Raw genomic sequence first — 24221 nt, 5'->3', positions numbered from 1 at the left:
ATCCCTCCAATATTAGGCTAAGCAGTCTTACTGAATCATCCTCTGGTATCAACATTTCTAAATTTAATGGTAAAACTAATTGAAAGCTCCCATTAAATTTGGTATAATCTTTGGTGTATAGTTTAGTGTTTTTCATGACAAATCAATTATACACGATTTGCGGGTCCTTCGGGACCCGCAAATTGTATTTTAAGGTGAAAAAGGACTGTGCAAAATTGAACTGGTTAGTTCATTTTGCAACAGCCCCTTTTTATTTACTATTATGTATGGCGGAGAGAGAGGGATTTGAACCCTCGGTACCCTTTTTTGAGGGTACACGCGATTTCCAGTCGCGCGCCTTCGACCACTCAGCCATCTCTCCATGTATATGGTCTACCTTGATAAATACTAAAATATATAAATATAAATACTGGCGGAGAGGGTGGGATTCGAACCCACGAAACGGTTCCCCGTTTACTCGATTTCGAGTCGAGCGCCTTCGACCAGCTCAGCCACCTCTCCAGGCTATCGCTTCCTGTTAAAGAAATCTTTTAATATTCTCTGGCACTCGTCCTCCAGAATACCTGTAATAACCTCTGGTGTCTTCCCCAATCTCCTGTCCTCAATTATATTGTACACAGAGCCACAAAACCCCATTCTGGGATCCTGGGCTCCTATCACCACCATGTCCATGCGCGACAAAATAATTGCACCGGCACACATCGGACATGGTTCTAATGTCACATACATCGTACATCCTTCCAGACGCCATCTCTTGAGATTAGCGTTGGCATCTCTGATGGCAAGGATCTCTGCATGGGCAGTGGCATCATACAACATCTCGCGCATGTTGTATCCTCTGCCTACCACTTTATCACCCATAACAACTACAGCACCTACGGGTACCTCACCATTATTAAGCGCTTTTCTCGCCTCATTTAAAGCCTCATGCATAAAAAAATCGTGAATCATATTCACCCTAATAAATGGTGCGCCCGAGACGACTCGAACGTCCGACACACGGTTTAGGAAACCGTTGCTCTATCCTGCTGAGCTACGGGCGCACAGGTATTATTTTTAAGTACGTCTAATATTATAGCGAGTCACACTATTTTTGTCAACACTGAAGCAGCTAAAATTTCACATACACCAGCCATTATATTTTTGTGCTCAAAAAATCAACGATACGGCTCGCAACCGGAGGGCAACCATCTACATAAGAGTTAAACTCCGATGTACACCTTCCTACCCCAACCCCATCACCAGCTACACCTTTAAACCCCTGGCCGATACATATGGCACCCTCTTTAAACCTGTCCAGCAGACCTTTTTCATCAAGTCTTTCAAGGGCATGAATAAGGCTACCGTAGCAGGCAGAGCAGGCTTCTCTTTCATTTATATATCTTGCGAGTCTATCTACCTTTCTTGAATGGTAAATATCACCTGTAAGCCCAACTGGTTCATTTATTTGTACTATGTCAGCATTTTGAATGTCGGCAGAACCCACTCCTATGCTTTCGGCTATGGGTATATAACCTATATCGTGATAGTCATATCCTATAATCTGTGCTGCATAGGTATCTATCAGTACAGGATCGTATCCCATTATAATCCTGTTCATGTTTACAGGGGTACCCCCTTCTTCAAAGGTAAGGTCTCCTATTATGCCATCGACAATATGCAAGGATGGTCTTAATATCTTATTAAGGTATGCTACAGGCCTGTGTATCCCGAGCGTATGAAACCTCCTCTTCTCTTCATCAGGTATACAGCCCTTTAGATTTTTAAGTGCACATGTAAGTCTGGTCTGACAGTGTGCCTTAAGTACAGGCAAGTTTATGAGATAATCTGCACTCATCGGCTTGTCACATACCTTTATGCTCATGTTGTCAACGTCATACACTTTATAGGAATCCTTCTTCAAATCATAAAGTTTTACCCCATACCTTTTAGATATATCTTCATACCCCAGTAGTCTGTATGCCCTGGCCGTACTGTCCCCAACCCACGAGCCTTCCATTATACTTATATCATTAAACCCATAATCCTTTAGAAATTCTATGATACCCATTATCATTCCAATGTCTGTAGTTGCCCCTGTCTCCGGTGATTTTGCAACAACAAGGTTCGGTTTTAGCGCTATGCTTGCATTTTTACTCAGATTTTTAAAGGGATTGACCTGCTTAAGTAGTTGCTTTACCATGGATTTGCCATCATTACCATATATGACATATAATGTTCTATCCATAATTTATCACCCCGTGCTACAAATTATACCATAGCTTTTAGCTGAAACATAATACACTGCGTCTAATAGTATCTATCATCTACACGCACTGTCCAGATTTGATGAGACAACTTTTATTTATTTGAAGTATATTGCCATATAAAAAAGGGTGTTGTAAACAGTTACATGGCAGCTTACAACACCCCTTTTATACAAATAAATGTCAAACTAAGCCCTTATTTCTCTCCTTAAAAATATTGTGTATGCTATCCCAAATATTATAAGGGTTCCTGCAATAAGGCCCGTAATATGCGGCCATATGAGCAGCAAACTCTGTCCAAGTGGCAATGGCCCTGGGGTTGCCCCATATATCTGCTCCATTAGTATCGGCCCCAGTGTGCGTACTCCTGGAGAAAGCAGTACTGCAGAGGCCTCATCATAGAGAGTGGACGGCGAGACCCGGGATATGTTTTGCTGAAGCGTTATATTCCTTAGCTGTGATATAACATCGTCCTGGCTTTTTACTGGATATACTGCATTAGCTATTGGGCCCGCAAGAATTGGCACAAATACCGTAAACAAAAGCCAGAGGGCTATTCCGCCCAATGCTGAAGTTGCTGTCTGCCTGAACAAAATAGAGAAAAGTATAGAAATTGCAAGCCAGAAGGCCATAAATACAATATTTAGAAGCAGGTATATTACCAATCTCGCTATCTCTTCTGCTGTTGGAGGAATACCTGTAAGCATAATTCCAAAACCACTTACCAGTCCTCCAAGTGCAAATGTCATGATGGTGAGAACGGCCAGGCCTGCTAAGAATTTGCCGTTTATCACATCATCTCTATATACAGGTTGTGCCAGAAGTCTGCTCAATGTGCTTCCGTTCTGTTCCCCATTTATGGCGTCAAAGCCAATTGAAAGCCCTACCAGTGGCCCTAAAAAGGAAATAAATGAAGTAAATGGCGGCAGTGATGAACTGGATGTAGTAAACAATCTTAAAAATATAAAGTCGGTACCAGATTCTTCCACTGTGGAGCGTATGCTGGCAGCCGCTACATACAAAGAGGCCACACCTGTGATCAGTATCAAAAAGAAGAGTATTAAAAATCTCGTGCTGGAAAGTTGGTCAGAAAACTCTTTTTTAAATATGGTATAGAGGTTGCCGCTCGGTCCTCTACCGCTCTCTTCACTATTTAGTTTATTATTTTGAAAGAGCACCATATCCACCATCCTCTCCTTCAAAATACCTCCTGTATATGTCATCAAGGCTATATCCGCTTATGGCATAGTGATAGATGACATAACCTGCTTCCAGCAACCTCTTATTTATCATCACAGCCGAATCTTCATTCTCACATATAGCTGATATCATGCCACCCTGTATATATGTCTCCTTTACTCCTTCTACAGACTTTACTATATTTAGAAGCCCCTCATCAAATGGCTTTGCTATAATCTGTACAGCACATTCGTTTCTATTTGTGATATTGGAGGCAAGCTCAGATATCTTCCCGCAGGCTATAAGTTTCCCTTTTACAAAGATCCCCAACCTGTCACATATCTCTTGCATCTGATAGAGAAGATGGGATGATACAATTATTGTTTTCCCTTCCTGTTTACTAAGATTAACTATTAAGTCCAGTATCATATCAACCCCTTCCGGGTCTATTCCCAGAGTGGGCTCATCTAAGATAATCACCTTTGGGTCCTTTATGAGCACGTCTGCTATGCCTAACCTCTGCCTCATTCCGCGTGAATACTCCCTCACTTTTCTGTCACCGGCTTCAGTCAGATTTACCCTCTCCAGACATACATCTATCCTTTGCCTTGCCTCGTCATCAGGTATATGATTGAGCTTTGCCGTATAAAGGAGGTTTTCCCGTCCTGTCATATAGTCATAAAATCCAATGTTATCCGGCATATAACTCACAACTTTTTTTATACTTATTGAGTCTCTCATTGGGTCAAGTCCATACACATTCACACTCCCTGAGGTTGGTTCTGTAAGGCCCATGACCATTAGAATAGTCGTGGTTTTGCCTGCCCCATTTGGACCCAGCAACCCAAATATCTCACCTTCATAAATTGAGAGGTCAAGCCCATCCACAGCTTTTATATTTCCGTATAACTTGGTAAGGCCATGGGCTTCAATAACTGCGTTCCCGCTCATCTAAGGTTACCTCCTGCCATATTTTCTAAATGTCCACATCACCCAACCAACCACTGCTACAACTATAACTACACCAACCAATCCCCAAAGAGTCGATGTATGGACTGTAGTCCTTATATCCATACTTTCAGATGTCTCTTTTGCACTTGCTGTTATTCCCACCATGTAATCACCGGCAATTGCACGGCTATCAGGGGTTATAAATGCTGTTACCTGTCTTGTCTCTCCAGCAGGAATGAGATCTATTGATTCTGGTGCAAATGTCACTGACCAGTTTTGAGGTGCTTCAGATGAAAATGTAATCCCATGAAGATCTGCACTGCCTTCATTCTTTATGGTAAATGTTACAGAACCTTTATGTCCTGCAGTGACATCAGCATTTAACCTTTCATCTTGTGTTGATACTTTCATTTTATAATTTCCAGTTATAACAACCTCAAGGTTGGCTTTTGCCACATCCTGACCAGAGATAGCAGCCACTGTTATGGTATATTTTCCAGCTTTCACGTTGTCCGGTGGGTCAACTGATATATCCAAGTCCTGCGACTTACCGGCATCAAGGGATAAACTCGCAATCTGATCGCTCTGGTAAGCCGGTTTGAATGTCACCTGCCACCCTTGAGGTGCATCTACTCCAAGGTTATATGACCTTGATCGGCCGCTATTGTTTGTCAAAGTTGCCCTGAAGTTATATGTTGCAGTATCAGGACCGCTCAGTGATGGATACTGTACCTCAATTTCATCACTTCCCACGGCACCCCCATTCACTGTTATATCTATATCTATTAATGAATTCCCTCCAGCGCTTCGTGCCATAACCCCTATGGTATATTTTCCGTCCGCTACGTCTTGCGGCACCTTTACATGCAGTTCTGCATCCACCTCACTGTTAGGTTTTACAAATACTGCATTGATAAGCCTGCCGTCTCCAAAAATCTGTGCGTCCCAACCCTTTGGTACAGAAGACACGCCCAAGGACACCTTACCGCTGACCCCACTTATAGTCAACGGAAACGTAAGGTTTGCTCCCGGTTGCACTATTACCCCCGGGTAATCAGTCGATATAACAGGTGCTGCATATACGTCACATACGGGCAATATCGTTACAAGCAAAGAAAGTAATAATATATAAGGCAGATACCATCTTTTATACAAGCCGCATACCCCCTTTTTAATTGTTACGATTTTTATTTTTCATTTAAAAATTATAGCATCAAATTTTTAAAAATCTGTTAACACTTTTCATGGTACCTGTTCAAACACCATAGTCATTCTCTTTTCTCAATTTTCTGTTTGACTCAGAGTACTGTCTAAATATATAATATAATTGCAAAAAGTGTAACCAAGCCTTTAATACGAAAGAGAGATGATTATATGAAAGAGCTTCCATTATCCAAAGTATACCAATTCATTGAACCGGGCCCAGTCTTATTGGTAGCAACCTCCGATCATGGTAAGCCAAACCTGATGGCAATGAGCTATCACATGGTGATTGAAGATGAGGGTATACCACTCATTGGCTGCATACTCGGCCCATGGGATCACAGCTTTGAAACTCTGCGCAAAACAAGGGAATGTGTGCTTGCCGTTCCAACGGTGGATCTTGCTTCTAAAGTTGTTGAAATCGGTAACTGCTCCGGTATAGACACAGACAAGTTTAAAACCTTCAGTCTGACACCGGTATCTGCCGAAAAAGTAAAAGCACCTCTTGTAGCTGAATGCCTGGTAAACCTGGAATGCCGTATAGCCGATGACAGTTTGATTGACAAATACAACCTTATCATCCTGGAGGTGGTAAAAGCCTGGATTGATCCGGAACGAAAGGAACGCCGTCTGATCCATCATAACGGAAATGGAACCTTTACGGTTGATGGTGAAACCTTGGATCTCAGGGATAAAATGGTTAGATGGTCATCCTATACCCAGCGTTGATCAAGACTCTCAACGTATGGAAAAGAAAAAATCACTCCGCACCGCATAAAAGACAGCATAAAAATAATGTACATGCTTTCATTTTTAGGTCTTGTGATGTTTTATATAGGGAGGGAATTGATGTGAAAGAAAACACAAATACATTAAAAAATGTCAAAACCTTGACTCTCGTTGCCATGCTCATAGCCCTAAGCGCAGTAGGCGCTCTTATAAAAGTCTTTAACACAGTTGCTTTCGATTCAATGCCAGGGTATTTTGCCGCATTGTACCTTGGAGGATGGTATGGAGCCCTTGTGATAAGTTTAGGCCATATGCTTACAGCAATCACCTCTGGATTTCCTTTGGGACTTACAAACCATATATACGTAGCTGCTCAGATGGCGGTATACGCATATCTATTTAGGTTTTTTTATCAAAAATTCAACATCTATGTTGCGGTAATTGCTGCTACCATATTAAATGGCCCCGTTTCAGCTCTCTTGTTTGTGCCAATATTCGGATGGGGATTTTTTGTAGGCTGGGTTTTCCCCTTAACAATTGCTTCTTTCGCAAACGCACTCTTGGCGGCATTAGTTTACAAAGGAATACAAAAAGGAGTAGGAAATAAAAGGTGATTGAGAGATACAGAGATTTAGTGATAATTTATGAAGCCGATGCAGCATATGTGATATCTTGTGACAGCCTTGGGGCAATAGGGAATAAAGAGCATGATGCGTTAAAAGTTGATGAAGAGATTGTAGGAAGGACTACTGTAAAAGTAGCTCTTTCAGAAGCACTATGTGTAGGAGCAGAACCCCTTGTTATATCAGATACTTTATCCGTTGAAATGAATCCAGCAGGAGAAAAAATTTTGAGAGGCATAAAAAGCGAGCTTGAAGAAAACGGACTTTTAGACGTAGTTTTTACGGGAAGTACTGAGGAAAATTTCCCTACCTCTATGACAGGTATAGGGATTACAGTAATAGCAAAAGCAAATATTGGAGATTTAAAGGTAAAAAAGGTCAAAGCAGGTATGCATGTCTCTCTTTTAGGGTATCCACGTGTAGGAAATGAAGTTTTAAGTTCAAAAGATGTTCTTACATTGAAAGACTATGTAAAAATTTCCAACTCTAAAGAAATAATAGAAGCAATACCGGTTGGTTCAAAAGGGATAAAATACGAGATTGGCGTATTAGAAAACATATCAGGAGCAAAGGTAGAGGCGAATTTCCCCCAGCATCTTGATGTATTAAAATCAGGGGGACCTTCTACCTGCTGCCTCGTAATTCATGGCGAAGAAGATACAGCATCTGTAAAAAGATTGACAAACAAACCTTTTACATATATTGGAAAATTAATTTAATATAAAGGAAACTAAGGTAAAATATCTCTTTATTCCATCTCTCCCAAAACTGTGGAAGCTCACTTGAGAGCAGTCAAAGGTAAAAAATTCGTCTTACTTGACGGTAGTCCTTGACTGCTCTCAGCGCTCGCTCATAATGTTCAACTCTAAACAGACTAAAGCTCTTGACCATTTGATTTAATCACATTTTTATACCAGTAAAAACTCTTCTTTCTTATTCTCCTTAAATCCTTCAAATCAAACTCGTCTCTGTTGACATAGATAAAACCATAACGCTTGCTAACACCTTGATGTGTACTGACAAGGTCAATAGCTGACCAGGGACAATATCCTATTAAGTTTACCCCATCAGTAATTGCTAATCGAGCTTGTTCTATATGCTTACGTAAAAATTCAATACGATAATCATCATTAACAACATCACCTTCCTCCAACCTATCATAAGCCCCCAGACCATTTTCAGTTACTAATAATGGCAAGTTGTATCTGTCATTTAATTCGCGTAATGTATTGCGGAAACCTACCGGATCGATTTCCCAGCCAAATTGTGTTTTCTCCAAATAGGGATTACTAACTCCATGGTAAATGCCAGGTTCTCCAATAGCAATTTGTTGATCCCCGATAGAATTTTTATCAGAAGTATTATTCTTACTTTCGGCCACTGTCGATGTGGCATAATAGTTAAAAGCAATAAAATCTGGTTTTGCAGATTCTAAAATCTCCATATCACCTTCCTGAATGGTTGGTGTATAGCCTTTTTCCTCCATGTAACTCCACGCCACACTATTATATCGCCCAAACACAGCCGCATCTAAGCATAACCAGTTGCGTATTGATGAAAAGTTATAAGCAGCCAAGACATCTTCCGGTTTTGAACTGGCCGGATAAACAGCACAAATATTCGGTGCTGGCCCAATCCTAGCATTTGGACACATTTCGTGGCATAAATTAATCGCTTTTGCCTGAGCCAGTAGCATATGGTGATTTTGCTGATACAATTCTTTTTGTGGATTTTCTACATTTGGATTTACAATGCCAATAGCTGATCCATATAAAATCATCATATTTTGCTCATTAATGGTTAACCAGTATCTCACGCGGTCACCAAAATATTTAAATAGGGTTTTAGCATAGTTTTCATAGGCATCAATTGTCTCTCTGTTGGACCAGCCACCTTTTTCTTGTAATGCATATGGCAAATCAAAATGATACATGGTAACGATGGGTTCAATATTATGTGACAGCAATTCATTAATTAAATCGTTATAAAATGCAATACCTTTTGGATTTATTTCTCCCGTACCTTGTGGATAAATTCGTGTCCAGGCAATAGAAAAGCGATAAGCCTTTAATCCCATTTCTGCGAATAACGCTATATCTTCTTTGTAGCGATGATAATGATCACTTGCTACTTTAAAATCCGATGTTCCTTCTGGATAACTTCCCATATCAATGACAGATGGTCCTTTTCCGTCTTCATTCCATGCCCCTTCTACTTGATATGCTGAAGTGGAGGCTCCCCATAAAAAGCCCTCTTCAAAATCTTTTCGTTTTGAATGATACATGTATCCGCTCCCCACTTTCTATATCTCAGCTTATATTAAATAATTATTCCTGTGTAGAAAGTCACCTGCCTGCCTGAGATGGAATGGCACCACAGCGCTCTTGCCACTCTTCGTGTTCATACTATTTTTGCTTTGTTTCAATCTCTCTTATCATCTCTAGTCTTTTATCATGTCGGCCTGCCTCATACTCAACTCCAAGCCATGAGTCTACTATCATCTTTGCTAATTCAGTTCCTACCACTCTTGCTCCAAGTGTCAATATATTCGTGTTATTGTGCTGTTTTGATAACATTGCCGAATAAGGTTCGCTGCATACAACGGCTCTTATTCCATTCACCTTATTAGCAGCAATTGACATACCTACTCCTGTACCGCATATTAAAATACCACAATCCACTTCCTTATTTACTACTGCATTAGCTACCTTTTCGCCATAAATAGGATAGTCTGTTCTTTGATTATTATAGTGTCCAAAGTCGACCACTTCATGTCCGAGTTCTTTTAAGTGTTCTATTATTTCTAACTTTAATGCGTATCCTACATGATCACTTCCTACACCTATTTTCATTTTTTATAACCTCCACTACTTCTTTAGTCTTTCTATAATTGTTTTGTAATCTTCATTTTTCCCAAATAATGAAGATGTCCCCAATATGAATCCGTCTACTCCCAACTTTGAAAGCTCGTTAATTTTTTCCGATGATATTGCGCCATCTACCATTACCTTAAATCCATAATCTTTTTTTAATCTAACCAATTTTTTAATTTTATTGTCTACAAAATTTAAATACTTTTGTCCCGCAAATCCTGGATTCACTGTCATAGCCATCAGATAATCAATCATTGGCAATAATTCTTCTATAGTCTCCACTGAAGTTCCCGGATTTATTGCTATCCCTGCAGCTTTGCTTGCTGCTTTTATTTTTTCTATAGTTCTGGCAGGATGCTTGTCCGCCTCCGGATGAATATATATTATATCCACTCCTAATTTCGCAAATAAATCTATATAATTGCCTGGATTTTCAATCATTAAATGTACATCAATTAATTTTTCTGTGTTTTTTCTTATACACTGAATATCCTGCAGCCCCATACCAAAGTTAGGTACAAAGATTCCATCCATTATATCAATATGGAATATATCTATTCCAGCCATATCTAACTTTGCAACTTCTTCTTTAAGAGAATCGAAATTTGCACACATCATTGATGGACAAATTATCTTTTTCATAATTTGCTCCCCTTTTTACTACGATGATTAGCTGCCATAGTGAAAAACTTACCTGTTGTTTGCCGCCATCCTCTTAATAGTAAACCTTCTGCCTCTGATTGTTATTGATAATTGATATACATTTTCTGGTATCGTGCATCCGCCATATCCACCGTCACCTATTGCATGAATATCAGCACCCGTTTCTTTCATTCTCAAAGCAATTTCTCTTATAGTGCCCTCATCTGCACTTTCAACAGAGCTATCCAGAAATGTCATCGCCAAAGTACCTGGTTTATACGAGTGTATAAATTCCACACACTCTCTTATCATATCAACAGATATTCCATGTCTTGAGCCCGGCGCTGGTAAATCTACAACATCTGCCCCTGCATCGATCAGTTCTTTTATAACTTCTTTAGCAGGTCTTTTGGCTAAAGGATCTCCCAAAACCTTTTCTTCTACTCCATCTTCCCATTTACCTGAAAATATTAAAGCTTTATCTCCAATTATTTCTTTAGCCATTTTTGTCGCTTCAATAATTGTCTCCATAGATGTTCCTGTCCCCGGATTCCCACCTAATACTATAAAGTCTATACCCTCCTTTAAACAAAGCCTGATATTTTCTGGCGTAGCTATAGGCCCAAGACTTTTAACCGTTTCTTTACCTTTATTGGTGCATCCTAAATATATTCCGATAGGTCTGTTTATGAGCTTTTTTAAATCCATTAATTTCATTCCCTGCATACCTGGATTATCATATTCTCCATTAAGATAATAGGTATTTAATAATATCATATCTGCTCCAAATGCTGCTTCAATTTCCGCATTTGTTACTCCTTTTATAATTCCTTCTCCAGCCATAACTAAATGTTGTGCCATTATAACTCTGCCTTCTGATTTATATATAGATTCTTTTAATTCAGTTGCAGTCATTTTTTCGAAATCACTCTTAGTACAATCAATTAACCTTTTGACTTTATCCATATTACTCCTCCGAAATTATTCATACTCATTTAATAGTTTAAAGATGATCTAAAAAGTTCTCATAAGCCATAATATTTAATCTTTTAATTAAATATTTATAAAACACTATTTTTGTTGAGTCGCTAGTTTTTCTTCTTCATAGGCCTGATTGTCTACGATTCTGAAAAACGGCCAATAAATAAGACCTGATATTATTGTAGCTACTACTTGATACAGTGCAGAGCGCCACCCGCCAACAATAAATCCGGATAAAATAACCGGTGTTCCAAGCGGGACCGTAATCCCTGTAACAGTTGGTAATATTCCAATTGATATGAGAAAATAAGCTAATAATCCTATAACTACTGGAGCAACCAGGAAAGGAATAAAAAATGTAGGATTCATCACCACAGGAAGCCCAAAAATAAGCGGCTCATTTATACAGCATAATGCCGGAGCAAGGGCTAACTTTCCTAAGGTTCTGTATCGTTTTGATTTTGCTCTTAACAAAACAAATGCCAGTCCAAGCATAGCTCCGGCTCCTCCCAGATTGATGAAGGCCATATAAAAACTCCATCCAACGATATTAGTTCCCCTCATTCCAGCCTGGAAAAGCTGTAAGTTTTGCAAATCCAACGCTAACCATATTGGCTTTATTATGGACACACCGATTGCCAGTGTTCCATGAATTCCAAAGAACCACAGTAGTTGTATTGCAAGAATTCCTATCACCATTGCCGCCCATGTGCTACCTATATTTTGAAGGGGCAATTGAACAATTTTAAAGATAAATGAATGGACATTCCCAAATGGCGTATAGGCAAATATTACTCTTAGAATAAGCATTATGAAAGCTATAACAAAGCCCGGTAAAAGAGCCACAAAAGATTTTGTTACAGTTTCGGGAACTCCATCGGGCATTTTAATAGTCCAACCTTTATTCACAATATAAACATACAATCTAGTAACACATAGCCCCACTAAAATAGCAACGAACAACCCTGTAGCACCCGTCCAATTGGTGGGTAAATAATTTCCGATTTCCTTTGTATTTCCTAATGGAGTTAATATTAAAAAACTCATTAATGCTAATATTCCAGGAGTAAATCCTTCAATGTCAAAACTCTCTGCCAGTTTATAAGCAATTGCCACTACAGCATAAAGAGCTATAAAATCTGTAGTCACAGAGCCTGGAATAGATAGATATTGTTTTATCCCCGTGCTTTTTAAAAAATCCTGATACGGTGCTACATTCATTGAATTAAGCAAACTGCTGATTGCACCTATCATAATTATTGGTAATATAGCTGTTAATCCATTAGATATGGCACTGATGTACCTATTATGCTGAATATTGTAGGCAAATTTTTGTAAATCGCCCTGGATTTTATTAATTTTATTCATAAAATATTCCTCCCTACTTTTAATTTACATACTTTGAATGCCTAACGCATTCTTCAATACTTTCTCTCCATTCATCATCCCGTAGTCTATACTGTCTATTACCTCTACTTTTATTCCTTTGGGTTCGTAGGTTTGTTTATATTTATTTAGCAGAAAGCCTACCTGAGGCCCAAGAAGTAAAATGTCCGTATCGTTTTCGTACTGCTTAAATTTACTTTCCGATGTAGCCCTTATCTCGACCTCCATTCCTAGCTTTTTTGCCGCTTCTTTCATCTTTGTAACCATTAGGCTTGTGGACATTCCTGCAGCACATATTAATGTAATTTTCTTCATTTTTATTGCCTCCTCACTAATAAATAATGTGTTCTCTTACTAAATATATAATGCAATTATTGTGCCAAAACACTTTCTAACTTTACTTGCCTTTCGTACATGTCAATAAATTCTTGGGCTAAATCTTTTACCGTCATTGCATTCATGAGGTGGTCTTGAGCATGTACCATAAGCAATGTAACTTCTCTTGTATTTCCAGCTGCTTCATCCTGTATAAGCTTTGTTTGTGCATCATGTGCTTTGCCTAACTCATCACCTGCTTTCTCAATCTCCTTTCTCGCTTCAGATATATTCCCAGACTTCGCATGCTGTATGGCAGTCATTGCATGGGTTCTAGCATTACCACTACTTACAATAATTTGCATTACTATTTCTTCATACTCCATTTGCAACGTCCTTTCTCATAGTGATTGTTGTTGTGTTTTCACTACATTAAATACGCAAATATCATGCCAAAACACATGATATAATAAAAAAATACGGCGTTTTTGCCGTATAAAATAATAATTAATTAATTTAGTATTATTTTATAATTAAAAAAAGTCATAATATAACAAATCTCATCATCCGAAATGTCAATATCGTATTTCTTAGTTAAAATCTCACATGCCCTTTTAACTATATTGTAAAGTTCATAATTTTCCGAAATATACTTTCCTCTATCCATAAACTCATCAACAGATCCTCCACCTTTCAATCTGTCTATCATACACGCTACATGCAAGGCTATTCCAATTAAAGCGTTTGTATTAACTTTAATATTTAATTCATTTTCAATGGCATTAATAAACTTCTTTATGTCCTGTAAAACGTATTTACTATTGATATTTTTCAGCTGGTTTTCTAAGGTATCACCCATCTTTATATAAGTATTTTCAATATCTATAAGTCTTTGTATTGGCTTAATAGCTTCCAAGCTTAACACCTCATGCAACCCATACTGAGGTATACTTGTATCTATCTTGAATGAACTGACAATGCATAAAATCTTTTTTTCTTTTTCTATATTTCTCAATCTTGTATGTATGCTCTCCGTTCCAACAAGGTTTATCGGTATAATTTCAAAGATATTGTTGTCATAATTGAGATGCTGCTCAAGAATATTTTTTACCGCAACTGCACTTCCTTCTCCAGTTGTACATATCGCAACTATAGCCAGTTTTTCTTCCATTTCACTAACAGTTTTACTACTTGCCCCTTCTTCTAAAAAGGTATTAACATTCAATGTTTCTTCATATACTTCTTCCAGGGAATGGCCTATCATCGCCTTCCTTGTCGCTTCTATTACATGCAAGGTGCTTACAAGAGGAATTGTTTTTGTCTTAATGCCAAATTCCTTTTCAATTTCTTCACCAAAAGTTGTAAGCGAACCCATATCCACCAAAAATAAAATGTCAGATTTTATTCCAGCATTTTTAAGATATGTCTTCAGCTTTGAAAGTACCTGTTGAGGCTTTTCATCAAGTGGAGCATTAATGCCTATTGCATATTTCGTTCCAAGAAGGCTGTTTGCAGTTTCTACCATGGAAGTAGCAGTCGCTTTACCATGTGCAATAACAATTACTTTTACATCTTTACTTTTTTGCTCTTTTACTTCTTTGCCATCATAGGCAAAAAACATGGCAAGAAATCCGGCTTCGTCAATGGGCATAGATACATCCAATACCTGCTCTATTATTTTCAGACAGTCAAGGGCCACATTAAATTCTTCACTATATTCAGTTCTTATCTTATTAAGTTGAGGATTCATAATTTTTCTATTTCGTCTAATTCGCTCAACTGCATTATATATATGAACTGCCATTCCACAATAAACTTCTTTGCTCAATACCCTATTTAGCCTTTTTTCAGAAAACTTTATTATCTCTTCAACAACTCGAACAATTTCAATTCCTACAACATTTTCAATGTCTGAAATATCAATGGTGTTATTGACCTTGTAAAAATACTTTTCAAAGTAATCTTTAATATCTTTCTCCATTTCCTTATCGAGTTCTTCCCCGCTGAGTCCCCTGTCTTTTAGCTCATGCATCTTCATATCTATCATTTCATATATGTTTTCCTCACCGCTGCCTTCCTCAAGCAATATACTTTTTTCACTTTTGTCAAATATGAAATATCTTTTATTAATATTTAAAAACTTGTTCCATAACTGTCGGTGTTCCGTTTCCATATACAGTCCTTCTCTTATATACTGTGGCAAATCAATACTGTTTATTTTGATATCTTCCTTCTTATTTGAAACAAAATCTGCATAAGCTTTCGCACACACAAGTTGAATATCGGTTTTTAATTGTCCAATATTGTTGGGACAGCTATAGCTCAAAAAAGCTCTCATGGAATTTACTGACACCATAATCTGTCTGCCAAGTTTATTAGATTCTTCTCTCATAAATTGGCAGATAAGGTTGAATCTTTCTTCAATGCTTCTCTCACGAAGGTTTGGCAGACGTATAATCATTGGAATTCTTCTCATAAATGTCTTAAGAAGAATAGATTCTGGATTTTCAGTGGTAGCAGCTATAATTAATACATTAGATTTTCTTTCTAAATCAGTTTCACCAAGCCTTCTAAATATACCATTATCTATAAAAGCAAAAAACATTTCCTGTCCTTCCGGTGGAAGCCTATGAACCTCATCCAGGAAAAGTATGCCACCATCTGCTTTTTCAATAAGTCCTATCTTATCAGAATCTGCCCCGGTATAAGCACCTTTCTTAGTACCAAATAGCTGACTAATAAGGAGTTGTGGATTATTAGCATAGTCTGCACAGTTAAAAACTACAAACGGAGAATTTTTCTCCATTCTGTTTATTTCTATCGCATATTTATGTATGAGTCCTGCAAACATAGATTTTCCAACCCCGGTCTCCCCCAAAATTAATATATGCATCCCACCGGGAGGATACAATATAGCAGCCTTAGCTTGCTCAACAGCAGAAAAGAGACTTGGATTTTTCTCTACAAATTTATCAAGAGATGTCTCTTCATTTTTATGTAAAATTTCCTGAACAGGTCTAAAAAATACCGGTTTTGTGCCTGTTTTAACTGCTTTGCCTTCATCGCACAACTTATTAAGATCACTGCTGACATTAGCTCTGCTAAGTCCAAGGGAGTCAGCAATATCAGAGGCACTTACACCTGCTCCTTTATCAAGCTCTTTAAGCTTTTGATAAACCATATCGATTCTTTTCATGAATACCGCCTCCAATAGCACAATATAGCATACGCTATCTTCCGCCAACTAAATATATATAGCACCTTATGCCTTCATTTAAATGTGCAAATATTAAAATACCTATCTTATTTTTAATTATCCTTCCCAAACGAAGTATCTGTCAACAAAAAATTCTTTGGTATCAGGACACGGGCCACTGACGTGTTTAATAGTCCCATTAATATCGGCCAGCCATATGAAGTATACATCGGGATTTTCCCAACAGAGTAGTCTATGATTTTAAACCGTACAATTCGGTTAGGCAGCGGATATACTAAAAATTTAAACATAAAAAAGGCACAATGATTTCCCATCATGCCTGTTAATGAAGAAAATTATATACAATTTTCCATATCCATATCTCCAAATATACTCTATAATTTCACCATTCATTATGCCATTTATTACAAAATCTATTGATATATCATATTTTTGCATCTTTTCTCTTGCATGTTTCGACCACATTATTTGGCTATTTTTGATCTTATCAATTAATTCTTTCGGTTTATTCATTTCCAATTTCTCTTTCTTATATTCTATCACAATTATATAAAAAACAATATAGGAAAATTGAATCGGTCCATGTTAAGATTATGTAATACATATTTTTACCTTTTATGACCCTCAAGCCTGCATAAATAAACTTTCCATCATTTACATTTGATGTAATACATTCTGTTACTTTTTGGCCATGTATCATAAAAATTGCATACTTTTATAAAAGCTTATAGCTTAAGCACTCCATAAAAATTTCAAACACTAAAAAAGGTATCGACATTTTATCGATACCTGAAACCTGCTATTTTACTGGTGCGCCCAGAGGGATTTGAACCCCCGACCTCCTGATTCGTAGTCAGTTACTCTATCCAGCTGAGCTATGGGCGCATTATTTATTTAACAACAAATACTATACCACATGAATATGTTTTTTTCAAGTTTTATTAAATATCTCATGTCTGCATAAATCCACGATTTATAAGCTCCACAGCAGTGGTATAGCCCGCCTCTATCCCTTCCTTAGCCTTTTGAAAGTTATACCATTTGATGTTTTGGACAGGAGGGGTGAGCACGACCACATTTGGGGCCAGAGAGATGTCCTGTTTACATGTATTTAATATCTCCAGTGCCTTTATGGTAAAATAAATAGCATTAGGATATTTCTTAAGTACACCTCTAAAATTCTCTGGTATTGCAGCAACCTCTACCTTATCTAATGCTCGTCTCAGAGATATATATATTCTGTTAATTGTCGATACGCCATCGACCTCTGATGAGACATTTACAGCAATCACACGGTTAGCACCGTTTTGTATCGCCACGTTTATGGGCAGAAAGTCTACAAGAGTGCCATCAACTAAGATTTTGTCATAATAACGTATAGGGGTGAATAAACCTGGAATTGCCATACTTGCCCTTACAGCATCTATTAGATCACCCTGGTTTATTACTATCTTTTCTCCCGTCAAAATATTAGTTGCTACGGCATAAAAAGGTATATCAAGTTCATCGAAGTTCTTCTTTTTGATAGCTTGATTTAAAAAACTGCTGATTCCATTACCCTTAATAAGCCCCTGAGATGAAACGGAGATGTCCATAAGTTCAATAAATTTTTTTAAAGTCATAGATTCTGCTATGGATTCCATTTCTTCTACAGTAAGGCCCGAAGCATAACCGGCTCCAACTATAGCACCTATACTGGTGCCCACAATCATGTCTATTTGTATCCCCGCTTCCTCCAGAGCTTTAATGACCCCTATATGGGCATACCCCCTTGCCCCTCCTCCTCCAAGTACAAGAGCCGTTTTACTGCACATCTTCTACCTCCTGAATATTGTTTATATATTTATATATTAATTGTTTATAATATCCATAGTCCTCTTTTGTTAATTGAGTGCAGTCTATCTGCTCAAAAAATTTAATCTTTACCTTTTTTAATTTTGGTATATATTTCCCAACCGGGAGAACTTCACTGCTACCTTCAATGTTACATGGGACAATCGGCGCCTTTGAGGTCTTTGCTAAAAAAAGTATTCCTTCCTCAATGCCGGTAATATCAGTGTGCCCTTCTTTTCTGATACCACCTTCAGGGAACATACCTATTATACCACCACACTCCAATACATTCAAAGCAGCTTTTAATGCTTTTATGTCCACCTTTTTTTTATCTAAAGGGATGGCATCCAATTTTCTGATTAAAGACCCTACTACCGGTATATCAAAGAGATATTTGTTGGCAAGAAATATTATTTTCCTTTTAAGACCTGAAGCCAATAGAAACGGGTCAAGTATACTCCTGTGATTACTGGCTATAATACATGCACCATCCTTCGGAATATTTTCAATCCCCTCGAATTTAATTCTGAACAAAATTTTAAATATAATATAACAGATGCATCTGAATGTAACATAAAACATATATAACCTCTTTTTGAAAATAATATTATATACATAATTTTACTCCATTTAGTAAAAAATATCTACTGATTAATACAATCCAAAAGGGAGGTTTTTTTATGGCTGATGATAAAGCAAAAGTTATTGGTTCATTCTCATCAAGGGACATGGCTGAAAAGGCTATAAGGAATATGAGAGCAAAGGGGTTTACTGACAATGAAATGTCTGTAATAGCCAAGGATAATGAAAACCGTGGCAACACAGGTGCAGAGAACAACCTTAACACGGGTATGACAACAGGAGGTGTCCTCGGAGGTGTTGCCGGCCTGGCCGCCAGCGCTGGTGCACTGATGATACCAGGCATAGGCCCTATCGTGGCTATGGGCCCTTTAGCTGCAACCATCACTGGAGCAGTTGGTGGAGGAATAGTCGGCAGTCTTGTAGACTGGGGCATTCCTGCAGAACAGGCAAGAAAATATGAGGAAGACATCAAGGCAGGCGGGGCAGTTGTATCTGTTGAATCAACAAGGCAAAAAGTGGATGAAGCTGCTAAACAGCTCCGGGCAGAAGGTGCAAGGAACGTATATGTAAAATAGGGGTCAATCTGACCCCTATTTTAATTGAGACACATATACTATTTTAATGTTCATCTTTTCAAGCTCTGGCAGTGCGTCCATTATCCCTCTGGCGGTAATCGTCCCACCCTCAGGTCCTACATGCCCTATTCCAACGGCGTATCCTTTTTCCCCTGCTATTTCTGCCAACCTTATAACCTGTTTGTACACACCATATTCGCTCTTTGCGTCTAAAAATAGGTCTCTATCATAATGTTTGATTCCTATTGCCTCTGATACCTCATCGATTACAGAATTTTTAGTGGTCTTGCTGTCCACCACATAATAACCACGTCTTTTAGCCTCTTCCAGTATGATACGCATCATATTCTTATCAGAGGTAATCTTAGAACCCATATGATTATTAAAGCCAACTGCATAAGGCACCTGATCAAATGCCTTACAGGTTTTTTTAAGTACCTCATTATAACTCAAATCAGACGTTATTGAATCGGGTGGAAGCCAGCTTTTTTTGCCCTTTACCGGTTCCATGGGCAGGTGCACTATTACCTCAAATCCATTTTGGTGAGCCCTTTCAGCATCCTCAACAGTATACGGCATATTTGGCAATACAGCCACTGTAAGCCTCTCTTTAATTTTAAAAAAGGTTTCCGTTCCTTTACCATTGTTGCCAAAATCATCTATTATTATGGCTATCACCTTTTGCTCATTATCATTAAATACCTCAGTATAGGCACCATAAAGCCCAGTCACCAATAGGATTACGATAACGATAACCACAATCAGGGTTCTCTTTATAATTATTACTCTCATTTAACATCCCACCTGTATAATCCTTATGTTACTAAAGGTGGGAATATGAGCGCATACATTGGAAATCATGGTGGATAATTTATGATGCAAGTTCAAGTCCCTTATGGTAAGCCTCAATATTCATATCTTTAAATTTAGGAGGTACTTCCAGAGATATAATTGCCTCCCATTCCAGATTTTCAAGGCCTATCACTTTAATCAATGCCCCAAGGAGGACTATATTCTGCACCTTTAGGTTACCAATGCTGTTTGCCACATCGGCAGCATCAAATACAACAGTCTTAACCTTTGAACTCAGTTCATCTATAATGCCGTCGGGGTATTCAGCATCACCAATCATTACGGGCAATGACGGCTGCCTATAGTCATTGATAACCATCATACCATCGACCTTTAAGAAATCTATATATCTCAATCCCTCCATCTGTTCAAAGGCCACTATGGCATCCGCTGTACCCCTGCCTATGATAGGGGAATATACCTTTTCACCAAATCTTATCTGGGTTGATACGCTGCCGCCCCTCTGAGACATACCGTGTATTTCAGACATCTTTACATCATATCCCGCTGCCACCAATCCCTTGGTAAGGACACGACTGGCAAGTATAGTGCCCTGGCCTCCGACTCCAACCAGTAGAATGCTCTTTGTACTGCTCATACCAAAACCCTCCTACATTGTGGTCTCAATGGCATCAAATTCACACACCTGCTGACAGAGTGTGCAGCCATTGCACTGATATTCATCTATTATGATATTATCATTCTCGTCCCTGTATATGGCCGGACAACCAAGCTGCAGACACAGTCCACACTGCTGGCATATATCCACATCTATCCTGCTCTTCCCCTCCGGCTGTTTTTCTCTCTTTAAGAGGGCGCACGGGGCTTTAGCGATTATAACCATGGGATCTGTTGTGTTCATAGCCTCGTCTATAGCAGCCTCCACCTGCTCAAGGTCAAGAGAGTTTACCTCCCTTACCCTTTCTATGCCCATGGCATTGCAAATCTTTGCCAGGTCAGCCTGGAATGTTGGCTCACCCTTTAAAGTATACCCTGTACCCGGATTTTCCTGCTGTCCTGTCATGGCTGTTATCCTGTTATCCAGTATTATAAGGGTGGAATTGCCCTTGTTATATGCAATGTCAAGGAGTCCTGTCATACCTGAATGGAAGAACGTAGAGTCGCCTATGACAGAAAATACCTTTTTATTTATCCCGTTCTTTTCAAAGGCTTTCTGGAAACCATGTCCGTTAGATACACTGGCTCCCATGCATATGGTTGTGTCCATGGCGCTTAAAGGCTCCTGTGAACCCAGGGTATAGCAGCCGATATCGCCGGTTATTACTGCATCCTTACCGGATAGGGCGAAAAACACCCCCCTGTGAGGGCATCCGGGACACATTAGTGGTGGCCTGGCCGCAGGCTTGATACTCACCTTTATCGTCTCAGGCTCCTTGCCAAGAAATCCCCTTGCCACAATCTCCGGATTCAGTTCACCAACTATGGGTATAAGGTCCTTACCATGGCATTTAATCCCAAGGGCTTTTAAATGCTCCTCCAGATATGGTTCCAGTTCCTCTACAACATATACCTCTTCCACCTGCGATGCAAACTCTTTGATAAGCTCATCAGGCAGAGGATATGTCATACCCAGTTTTAGATACGAAGCACTATCGCCCATAACCTCTCTGGCATACTGGTATGCTATGCCGGAGGTAATAATACCTATCATTTTATCTCCCCATTCAATATGGTTTAACGGAGACTTCTCACTGTATTCTTTCAATTTCTTTAATCTTTCCTCCAGTCTTACCCTCAAGACTCTTGCATTCCCGGGAGTGGTTACATATTTGTGTGCATTTCGCCTATATGGTCTCATGGATACATTCTCTCTTGTTCCCAGCTCTACCAGACTCTTGCTGTGAGATATCCTGGTTGTCAGTCTCAATATGACCGGGGTATCAAACTCTTCGGATATACTAACCGCCTCACCAACGAATTCCTTACACTCCTGGCTGTCCGACGGTTCCAGCATGGGTATCTTCGCAAACTTAGCATAGTACCTGTTATCCTGCTCATCCTGAGAGCTATGCATGCCCGGGTCGTCTGCGGTCACGATAATAAAAGCACCGTTGACTCCCGTATAGGCTGAAGTAAACATGGGGTCTGCCGCTACATTGAGGCCCACATGTTTCATGGCTGCAAGGCTTCTTGCCCCTGCAAAGGCTGCTCCGAGAGCCACCTCCAATGCCACCTTTTCATTGGGTGACCACTCGGCGTATATCTCATCATATGGTGCTATATTTTCCAGTATCTCGGTACTTGGAGTACCCGGATATGCAGCAGCAACGGTTATGCCGTACTCATAGGCACCCCTGGCCACAGCTTCATTGCCTGTAAGAAGTTCCCTCATGTCATCTCACTCCCCTAAAGGTTTATTGACCTGATGCAATACATGCATGACAGCAACATCTATGCTCCTGCTGCACCCGCCACTTATTAAGAGTATCATGGACTCGCTTTAAGGATGAATTTGATGTTGTATGTCATCTTTCATTGGTTCCCACATCGAATTACTATCGATTCGATGCAATTACACATCCCAAAACGATAGAGTTAAACTTATCCTCCGGCGGATCTGCCCTTGATACCAGCACTATTGGTTTTCTTGCCCCCATAACTATGCCTGCGCACTGTGCTCCACCAAAATAGGACAGGCATTTGCCTATGCTGTTGCCCACCTCAATATATGGCACAAGCAGACAGTCGGCGTCTCCTACCACCTCACCGGCAACCCCCTTGTGTCTTGCCGCTTCTTTACTTATGGCAAGATCAAAGGCAAGCGGGCCTTCCACAATTGCGCCCTCTATTTCTCCCCTCTTCGACTTCTCTGAAAGCTCTTTTGCGTCGACGGTTGCCTGCATTTTGGGGTTAACAGTTTCCACAGCGCAAAGCGCAGCCACTTTCAATGGCTCTATATCCAGCGCCCTACCTAACTCCACAGCATTTTGTATTATGCCTGCCTTTTCTTCCATGGTAGGACTTATAACCATGCCACCGTCTGTAACCATTAAAAGTTTATGATAAGCAGGTATATTGTATACCATTATATGGGAAAGCAGGTTTTTGCCACGGAGTCCAATCTCCTCATCCAGGACAGATTTTAGCAGATCTGATGTACCCAGGATGCCTTTCATCACGAAATCGGCCTGGCCATCATGCACTAATTTTACTGCAGTCCTGGCTGCTCCAGTTACATCCTCTTCATCTATGACCTCGTAATTCTTGATATCCACGCCCATCTCTTCAGCTATAGCCGCTATTTTCCTCTTGTCGCCAACAAGGAAGACGTCTATGATACCAATCTTACGGGCTTTCTCAACAGCCGCAATCACCGTTTCATCTGCGGCTGCAGCTACCGATAATACCATTCTACCAGAGTCCAATGCCTTGTTCTTAAGTTCTTCAAAGTTTTTTATCAAGGTATCACCTCCGGCCTCAAATTTTTTATAAAGCTTAAAATTTTTTTGTATATTATATAATTCTATACAAACCGTAAATCTCCTTCTTTAATTATGCAAAAAAATAAGGCCATACGGCCTTACATGCTGCGTACAATCTCTAAAACATCATCAACATGCCCATTAACCTTTACCTTGTTAAAAATCTTCCTTATATAGCCATCCCTGTCAATGACAAATGTAGTACGCTCAATGCCTATGGTGATCTTTCCATACATATTTTTCTCTTTCAACACCCCATAGAGTTCACATACCATACCTTCACTGTCTGAAAGCAGTTTAAAAGGTAGTCCATACCTAGAGGCAAAGTTCTCGTGAGACCTTATACTATCTCTACTAACACCAAGAATCTCCGTATTTAAGTCCTCAAAATCCCTAAGCTTATCCCTGAAGCTTACCGCCTCATTGGTACAACCGGATGTATTATCCTTGGGATAGAAATAGAGAACAACATTCTTACCCCGAAGGCTTGATAATGTCACATTCCCATCAGTGGATGGTAGTGTAAAATCCGGTGCTTCCATACCTTCCTTTAACTCCATATCTCTTCACTCCTTTCAGATTCAGATTTAA

Annotated in this window: 25 protein-coding genes, 4 tRNA genes and 1 pseudogene; 5 read left to right on the top strand and 25 right to left on the bottom strand. The window is 39.3% G+C overall.

Annotation, left to right across the window (positions count from 1 at the left end; translation table 11 throughout):
• Nucleotides 1–267: 267 nt before the first annotated feature.
• The 8 genes from FWJ32_RS10000 to FWJ32_RS09965 all read right to left on the bottom strand — a co-directional run bounded on the left by FWJ32_RS10000 (nt 268) and on the right by FWJ32_RS09965 (nt 5531).
• Nucleotides 268–361: transfer RNA gene (locus FWJ32_RS10000), tRNA-Ser, on the bottom strand.
• A gap of 49 nt (nt 362–410) precedes the next feature.
• Nucleotides 411–501 (bottom strand) — tRNA-Ser (locus FWJ32_RS09995).
• 3 nt (nt 502–504) lie between these two features.
• Nucleotides 505–951, bottom strand: coding sequence for a nucleoside deaminase (locus tag FWJ32_RS09990; RefSeq protein ID WP_203227676.1), 447 nt, complete (start codon nt 949–951; stop codon nt 505–507).
• A gap of 15 nt (nt 952–966) precedes the next feature.
• Nucleotides 967–1043, bottom strand: a tRNA-Arg gene (locus FWJ32_RS09985).
• Between the two features lie 92 nt (nt 1044–1135).
• A complete protein-coding gene (locus FWJ32_RS09980) occupies nt 1136–2227 on the bottom strand; it encodes a DUF362 domain-containing protein (RefSeq protein WP_149545813.1) in 1092 nt (363 codons plus the stop codon).
• 207 nt (nt 2228–2434) lie between these two features.
• Nucleotides 2435–3448, bottom strand: coding sequence for an ABC transporter permease (locus FWJ32_RS09975; protein ID WP_238988851.1), 1014 nt, complete (start codon nt 3446–3448; stop codon nt 2435–2437).
• On the bottom strand, nt 3408–4376 hold the full coding sequence (locus FWJ32_RS09970) for an ABC transporter ATP-binding protein (protein ID WP_149545811.1): 969 nt from the start codon (nt 4374–4376) through the stop codon (nt 3408–3410). The genes FWJ32_RS09975 and FWJ32_RS09970 overlap by 41 nt, the downstream gene beginning before the upstream one ends.
• 6 nt (nt 4377–4382) lie before the next feature.
• Nucleotides 4383–5531 (bottom strand): COG1470 family protein, encoded by a 1149-nt coding sequence (locus FWJ32_RS09965; protein ID WP_203227674.1) that lies wholly within the window; start codon nt 5529–5531, stop codon nt 4383–4385.
• Nucleotides 5532–5750: 219 nt separating this feature from the next.
• On the opposite strand from FWJ32_RS09965, the gene FWJ32_RS09960 reads away from it, so the two are divergent.
• From FWJ32_RS09960 to FWJ32_RS09945, 4 genes and pseudogenes are all read left to right on the top strand, one after another.
• The gene (locus tag FWJ32_RS09960) at nt 5751–6308 is read left to right on the top strand and encodes a flavin reductase family protein (protein ID WP_149545809.1); all 558 of its coding nucleotides are present in this window, start codon (nt 5751–5753) and stop codon (nt 6306–6308) included.
• A gap of 18 nt (nt 6309–6326) precedes the next feature.
• Nucleotides 6327–6434 (top strand): annotated as a pseudogene (locus FWJ32_RS13765) (adenosylcobinamide-phosphate synthase CbiB); the annotation flags it as partial.
• Nucleotides 6431–6922, top strand: a complete 492-nt coding sequence (locus tag FWJ32_RS09950) for an ECF transporter S component (protein WP_149545808.1) — start codon at nt 6431–6433, stop codon at nt 6920–6922. The pseudogene FWJ32_RS13765 and the gene FWJ32_RS09950, both read left to right, overlap by 4 nt.
• On the top strand, nt 6919–7650 hold the full coding sequence (locus FWJ32_RS09945) for an AIR synthase related protein (protein ID WP_149545807.1): 732 nt from the start codon (nt 6919–6921) through the stop codon (nt 7648–7650). Before FWJ32_RS09950 ends, FWJ32_RS09945 begins: the two co-directional genes overlap by 4 nt.
• Before the next feature lie 155 nt (nt 7651–7805).
• Here FWJ32_RS09945 and FWJ32_RS09940 read toward each other — a convergent pair whose 3' ends face one another.
• The 12 genes from FWJ32_RS09940 to FWJ32_RS09885 form a co-directional block, all read right to left on the bottom strand.
• Nucleotides 7806–9215: a glycoside hydrolase family 1 protein gene (locus FWJ32_RS09940; RefSeq protein WP_149545806.1), complete on the bottom strand. Its 1410-nt coding sequence runs from the start codon at nt 9213–9215 to the stop codon at nt 7806–7808.
• Between the two features lie 121 nt (nt 9216–9336).
• Entirely contained in the window at nt 9337–9783 is a 447-nt protein-coding gene (gene rpiB, locus FWJ32_RS09935; RefSeq protein ID WP_149545805.1) for a ribose 5-phosphate isomerase B, read from the bottom strand.
• 15 nt (nt 9784–9798) lie between these two features.
• On the bottom strand, nt 9799–10446 hold the full coding sequence (gene rpe, locus FWJ32_RS09930) for a ribulose-phosphate 3-epimerase (protein WP_149545804.1): 648 nt from the start codon (nt 10444–10446) through the stop codon (nt 9799–9801).
• Between the two features lie 48 nt (nt 10447–10494).
• Nucleotides 10495–11412: a DUF7916 family protein gene (locus FWJ32_RS09925; RefSeq protein ID WP_149545803.1), complete on the bottom strand. Its 918-nt coding sequence runs from the start codon at nt 11410–11412 to the stop codon at nt 10495–10497.
• 105 nt (nt 11413–11517) lie between these two features.
• Nucleotides 11518–12795 (bottom strand): PTS sugar transporter subunit IIC, encoded by a 1278-nt coding sequence (locus FWJ32_RS09920; RefSeq protein ID WP_149545802.1) that lies wholly within the window; start codon nt 12793–12795, stop codon nt 11518–11520.
• 24 nt (nt 12796–12819) lie between these two features.
• Complete coding sequence (locus FWJ32_RS09915; RefSeq protein WP_149545801.1) at nt 12820–13128, bottom strand: PTS sugar transporter subunit IIB; 309 nt, start codon at nt 13126–13128, stop codon at nt 12820–12822.
• 56 nt (nt 13129–13184) lie between these two features.
• Nucleotides 13185–13514, bottom strand: coding sequence for a PTS sugar transporter subunit IIA (locus tag FWJ32_RS09910; RefSeq protein WP_149545800.1), 330 nt, complete (start codon nt 13512–13514; stop codon nt 13185–13187).
• A gap of 125 nt (nt 13515–13639) precedes the next feature.
• Nucleotides 13640–16324, bottom strand: coding sequence for a sigma-54-dependent transcriptional regulator (locus FWJ32_RS09905; RefSeq protein ID WP_149545799.1), 2685 nt, complete (start codon nt 16322–16324; stop codon nt 13640–13642).
• 303 nt (nt 16325–16627) lie between these two features.
• Nucleotides 16628–16810: a DUF4258 domain-containing protein gene (locus tag FWJ32_RS13900; protein ID WP_420837951.1), complete on the bottom strand. Its 183-nt coding sequence runs from the start codon at nt 16808–16810 to the stop codon at nt 16628–16630.
• Nucleotides 16811–17153: 343 nt separating this feature from the next.
• Nucleotides 17154–17230 (bottom strand) — tRNA-Arg (locus tag FWJ32_RS09895).
• A 65-nt stretch (nt 17231–17295) separates the two neighbouring features.
• On the bottom strand, nt 17296–18159 hold the full coding sequence (locus tag FWJ32_RS09890; protein WP_149545797.1) for a patatin-like phospholipase family protein: 864 nt from the start codon (nt 18157–18159) through the stop codon (nt 17296–17298).
• Nucleotides 18149–18760, bottom strand: coding sequence for a lysophospholipid acyltransferase family protein (locus FWJ32_RS09885; protein ID WP_149545796.1), 612 nt, complete (start codon nt 18758–18760; stop codon nt 18149–18151). Before FWJ32_RS09885 ends, FWJ32_RS09890 begins: the two co-directional genes overlap by 11 nt.
• 98 nt (nt 18761–18858) lie before the next feature.
• On the opposite strand from FWJ32_RS09885, the gene FWJ32_RS09880 reads away from it, so the two are divergent.
• A complete protein-coding gene (locus FWJ32_RS09880) occupies nt 18859–19335 on the top strand; it encodes a general stress protein (protein WP_149545795.1) in 477 nt (158 codons plus the stop codon).
• 15 nt (nt 19336–19350) lie between these two features.
• Here the strand turns inward: FWJ32_RS09880 and FWJ32_RS09875 are convergent, their stop codons facing one another.
• From FWJ32_RS09875 to FWJ32_RS09855, 5 genes are all read right to left on the bottom strand, one after another.
• Complete coding sequence (locus FWJ32_RS09875) at nt 19351–20127, bottom strand: divergent polysaccharide deacetylase family protein (RefSeq protein ID WP_149545794.1); 777 nt, start codon at nt 20125–20127, stop codon at nt 19351–19353.
• 79 nt (nt 20128–20206) lie between these two features.
• Nucleotides 20207–20785: an indolepyruvate oxidoreductase subunit beta gene (locus tag FWJ32_RS09870; protein ID WP_149545793.1), complete on the bottom strand. Its 579-nt coding sequence runs from the start codon at nt 20783–20785 to the stop codon at nt 20207–20209.
• 12 nt (nt 20786–20797) lie between these two features.
• A complete protein-coding gene (gene iorA / locus FWJ32_RS09865; RefSeq protein WP_149545792.1) occupies nt 20798–22540 on the bottom strand; it encodes an indolepyruvate ferredoxin oxidoreductase subunit alpha in 1743 nt (580 codons plus the stop codon).
• Nucleotides 22541–22703: 163 nt separating this feature from the next.
• Entirely contained in the window at nt 22704–23606 is a 903-nt protein-coding gene (locus FWJ32_RS09860; protein WP_275266292.1) for a bifunctional enoyl-CoA hydratase/phosphate acetyltransferase, read from the bottom strand.
• 122 nt (nt 23607–23728) lie between these two features.
• Nucleotides 23729–24190 (bottom strand): peroxiredoxin, encoded by a 462-nt coding sequence (locus FWJ32_RS09855; RefSeq protein ID WP_149545790.1) that lies wholly within the window; start codon nt 24188–24190, stop codon nt 23729–23731.
• Nucleotides 24191–24221 lie beyond the last annotated feature (31 nt).

The sequence above is a fragment of the Calorimonas adulescens genome (assembly GCF_008274215.1).
Lineage (GTDB): Bacteria > Bacillota > Thermoanaerobacteria > Thermoanaerobacterales > UBA4877 > Calorimonas > Calorimonas adulescens.
This window is presented reverse-complemented; position numbering and strand designations above follow the sequence as displayed.

Excerpts from the sequence above, each read along its gene's own strand:
- FWJ32_RS09990 (WP_203227676.1), bottom strand. The coding sequence starts at position 951 with ATGATTCACGATTTTTTTATGCATGAGGCTTTAAATGAGGCGAGAAAA.
- FWJ32_RS09980 (WP_149545813.1), bottom strand. The coding sequence starts at position 2,227 with ATGGATAGAACATTATATGTCATATATGGTAATGATGGCAAATCCATG.
- FWJ32_RS09970 (WP_149545811.1), bottom strand. The coding sequence starts at position 4,376 with ATGAGCGGGAACGCAGTTATTGAAGCCCATGGCCTTACCAAGTTATAC.
- FWJ32_RS09960 (WP_149545809.1), top strand. The coding sequence starts at position 5,751 with ATGAAAGAGCTTCCATTATCCAAAGTATACCAATTCATTGAACCGGGC.
- FWJ32_RS09940 (WP_149545806.1), bottom strand. The coding sequence starts at position 9,215 with ATGTATCATTCAAAACGAAAAGATTTTGAAGAGGGCTTTTTATGGGGA.
- rpiB (WP_149545805.1), bottom strand. The coding sequence starts at position 9,783 with ATGAAAATAGGTGTAGGAAGTGATCATGTAGGATACGCATTAAAGTTA.
- rpe (WP_149545804.1), bottom strand. The coding sequence starts at position 10,446 with ATGAAAAAGATAATTTGTCCATCAATGATGTGTGCAAATTTCGATTCT.
- FWJ32_RS09925 (WP_149545803.1), bottom strand. The coding sequence starts at position 11,412 with ATGGATAAAGTCAAAAGGTTAATTGATTGTACTAAGAGTGATTTCGAA.
- FWJ32_RS09920 (WP_149545802.1), bottom strand. The coding sequence starts at position 12,795 with ATGAATAAAATTAATAAAATCCAGGGCGATTTACAAAAATTTGCCTAC.
- FWJ32_RS09915 (WP_149545801.1), bottom strand. The coding sequence starts at position 13,128 with ATGAAGAAAATTACATTAATATGTGCTGCAGGAATGTCCACAAGCCTA.
- FWJ32_RS09910 (WP_149545800.1), bottom strand. The coding sequence starts at position 13,514 with ATGGAGTATGAAGAAATAGTAATGCAAATTATTGTAAGTAGTGGTAAT.
- FWJ32_RS09905 (WP_149545799.1), bottom strand. The coding sequence starts at position 16,324 with ATGAAAAGAATCGATATGGTTTATCAAAAGCTTAAAGAGCTTGATAAA.
- FWJ32_RS13900 (WP_420837951.1), bottom strand. The coding sequence starts at position 16,810 with ATGTGGTCGAAACATGCAAGAGAAAAGATGCAAAAATATGATATATCA.
- FWJ32_RS09890 (WP_149545797.1), bottom strand. The coding sequence starts at position 18,159 with ATGTGCAGTAAAACGGCTCTTGTACTTGGAGGAGGAGGGGCAAGGGGG.
- FWJ32_RS09885 (WP_149545796.1), bottom strand. The coding sequence starts at position 18,760 with ATGTTTTATGTTACATTCAGATGCATCTGTTATATTATATTTAAAATT.
- FWJ32_RS09880 (WP_149545795.1), top strand. The coding sequence starts at position 18,859 with ATGGCTGATGATAAAGCAAAAGTTATTGGTTCATTCTCATCAAGGGAC.
- FWJ32_RS09875 (WP_149545794.1), bottom strand. The coding sequence starts at position 20,127 with ATGAGAGTAATAATTATAAAGAGAACCCTGATTGTGGTTATCGTTATC.
- FWJ32_RS09870 (WP_149545793.1), bottom strand. The coding sequence starts at position 20,785 with ATGAGCAGTACAAAGAGCATTCTACTGGTTGGAGTCGGAGGCCAGGGC.
- iorA (WP_149545792.1), bottom strand. The coding sequence starts at position 22,540 with ATGAGGGAACTTCTTACAGGCAATGAAGCTGTGGCCAGGGGTGCCTAT.
- FWJ32_RS09855 (WP_149545790.1), bottom strand. The coding sequence starts at position 24,190 with ATGGAGTTAAAGGAAGGTATGGAAGCACCGGATTTTACACTACCATCC.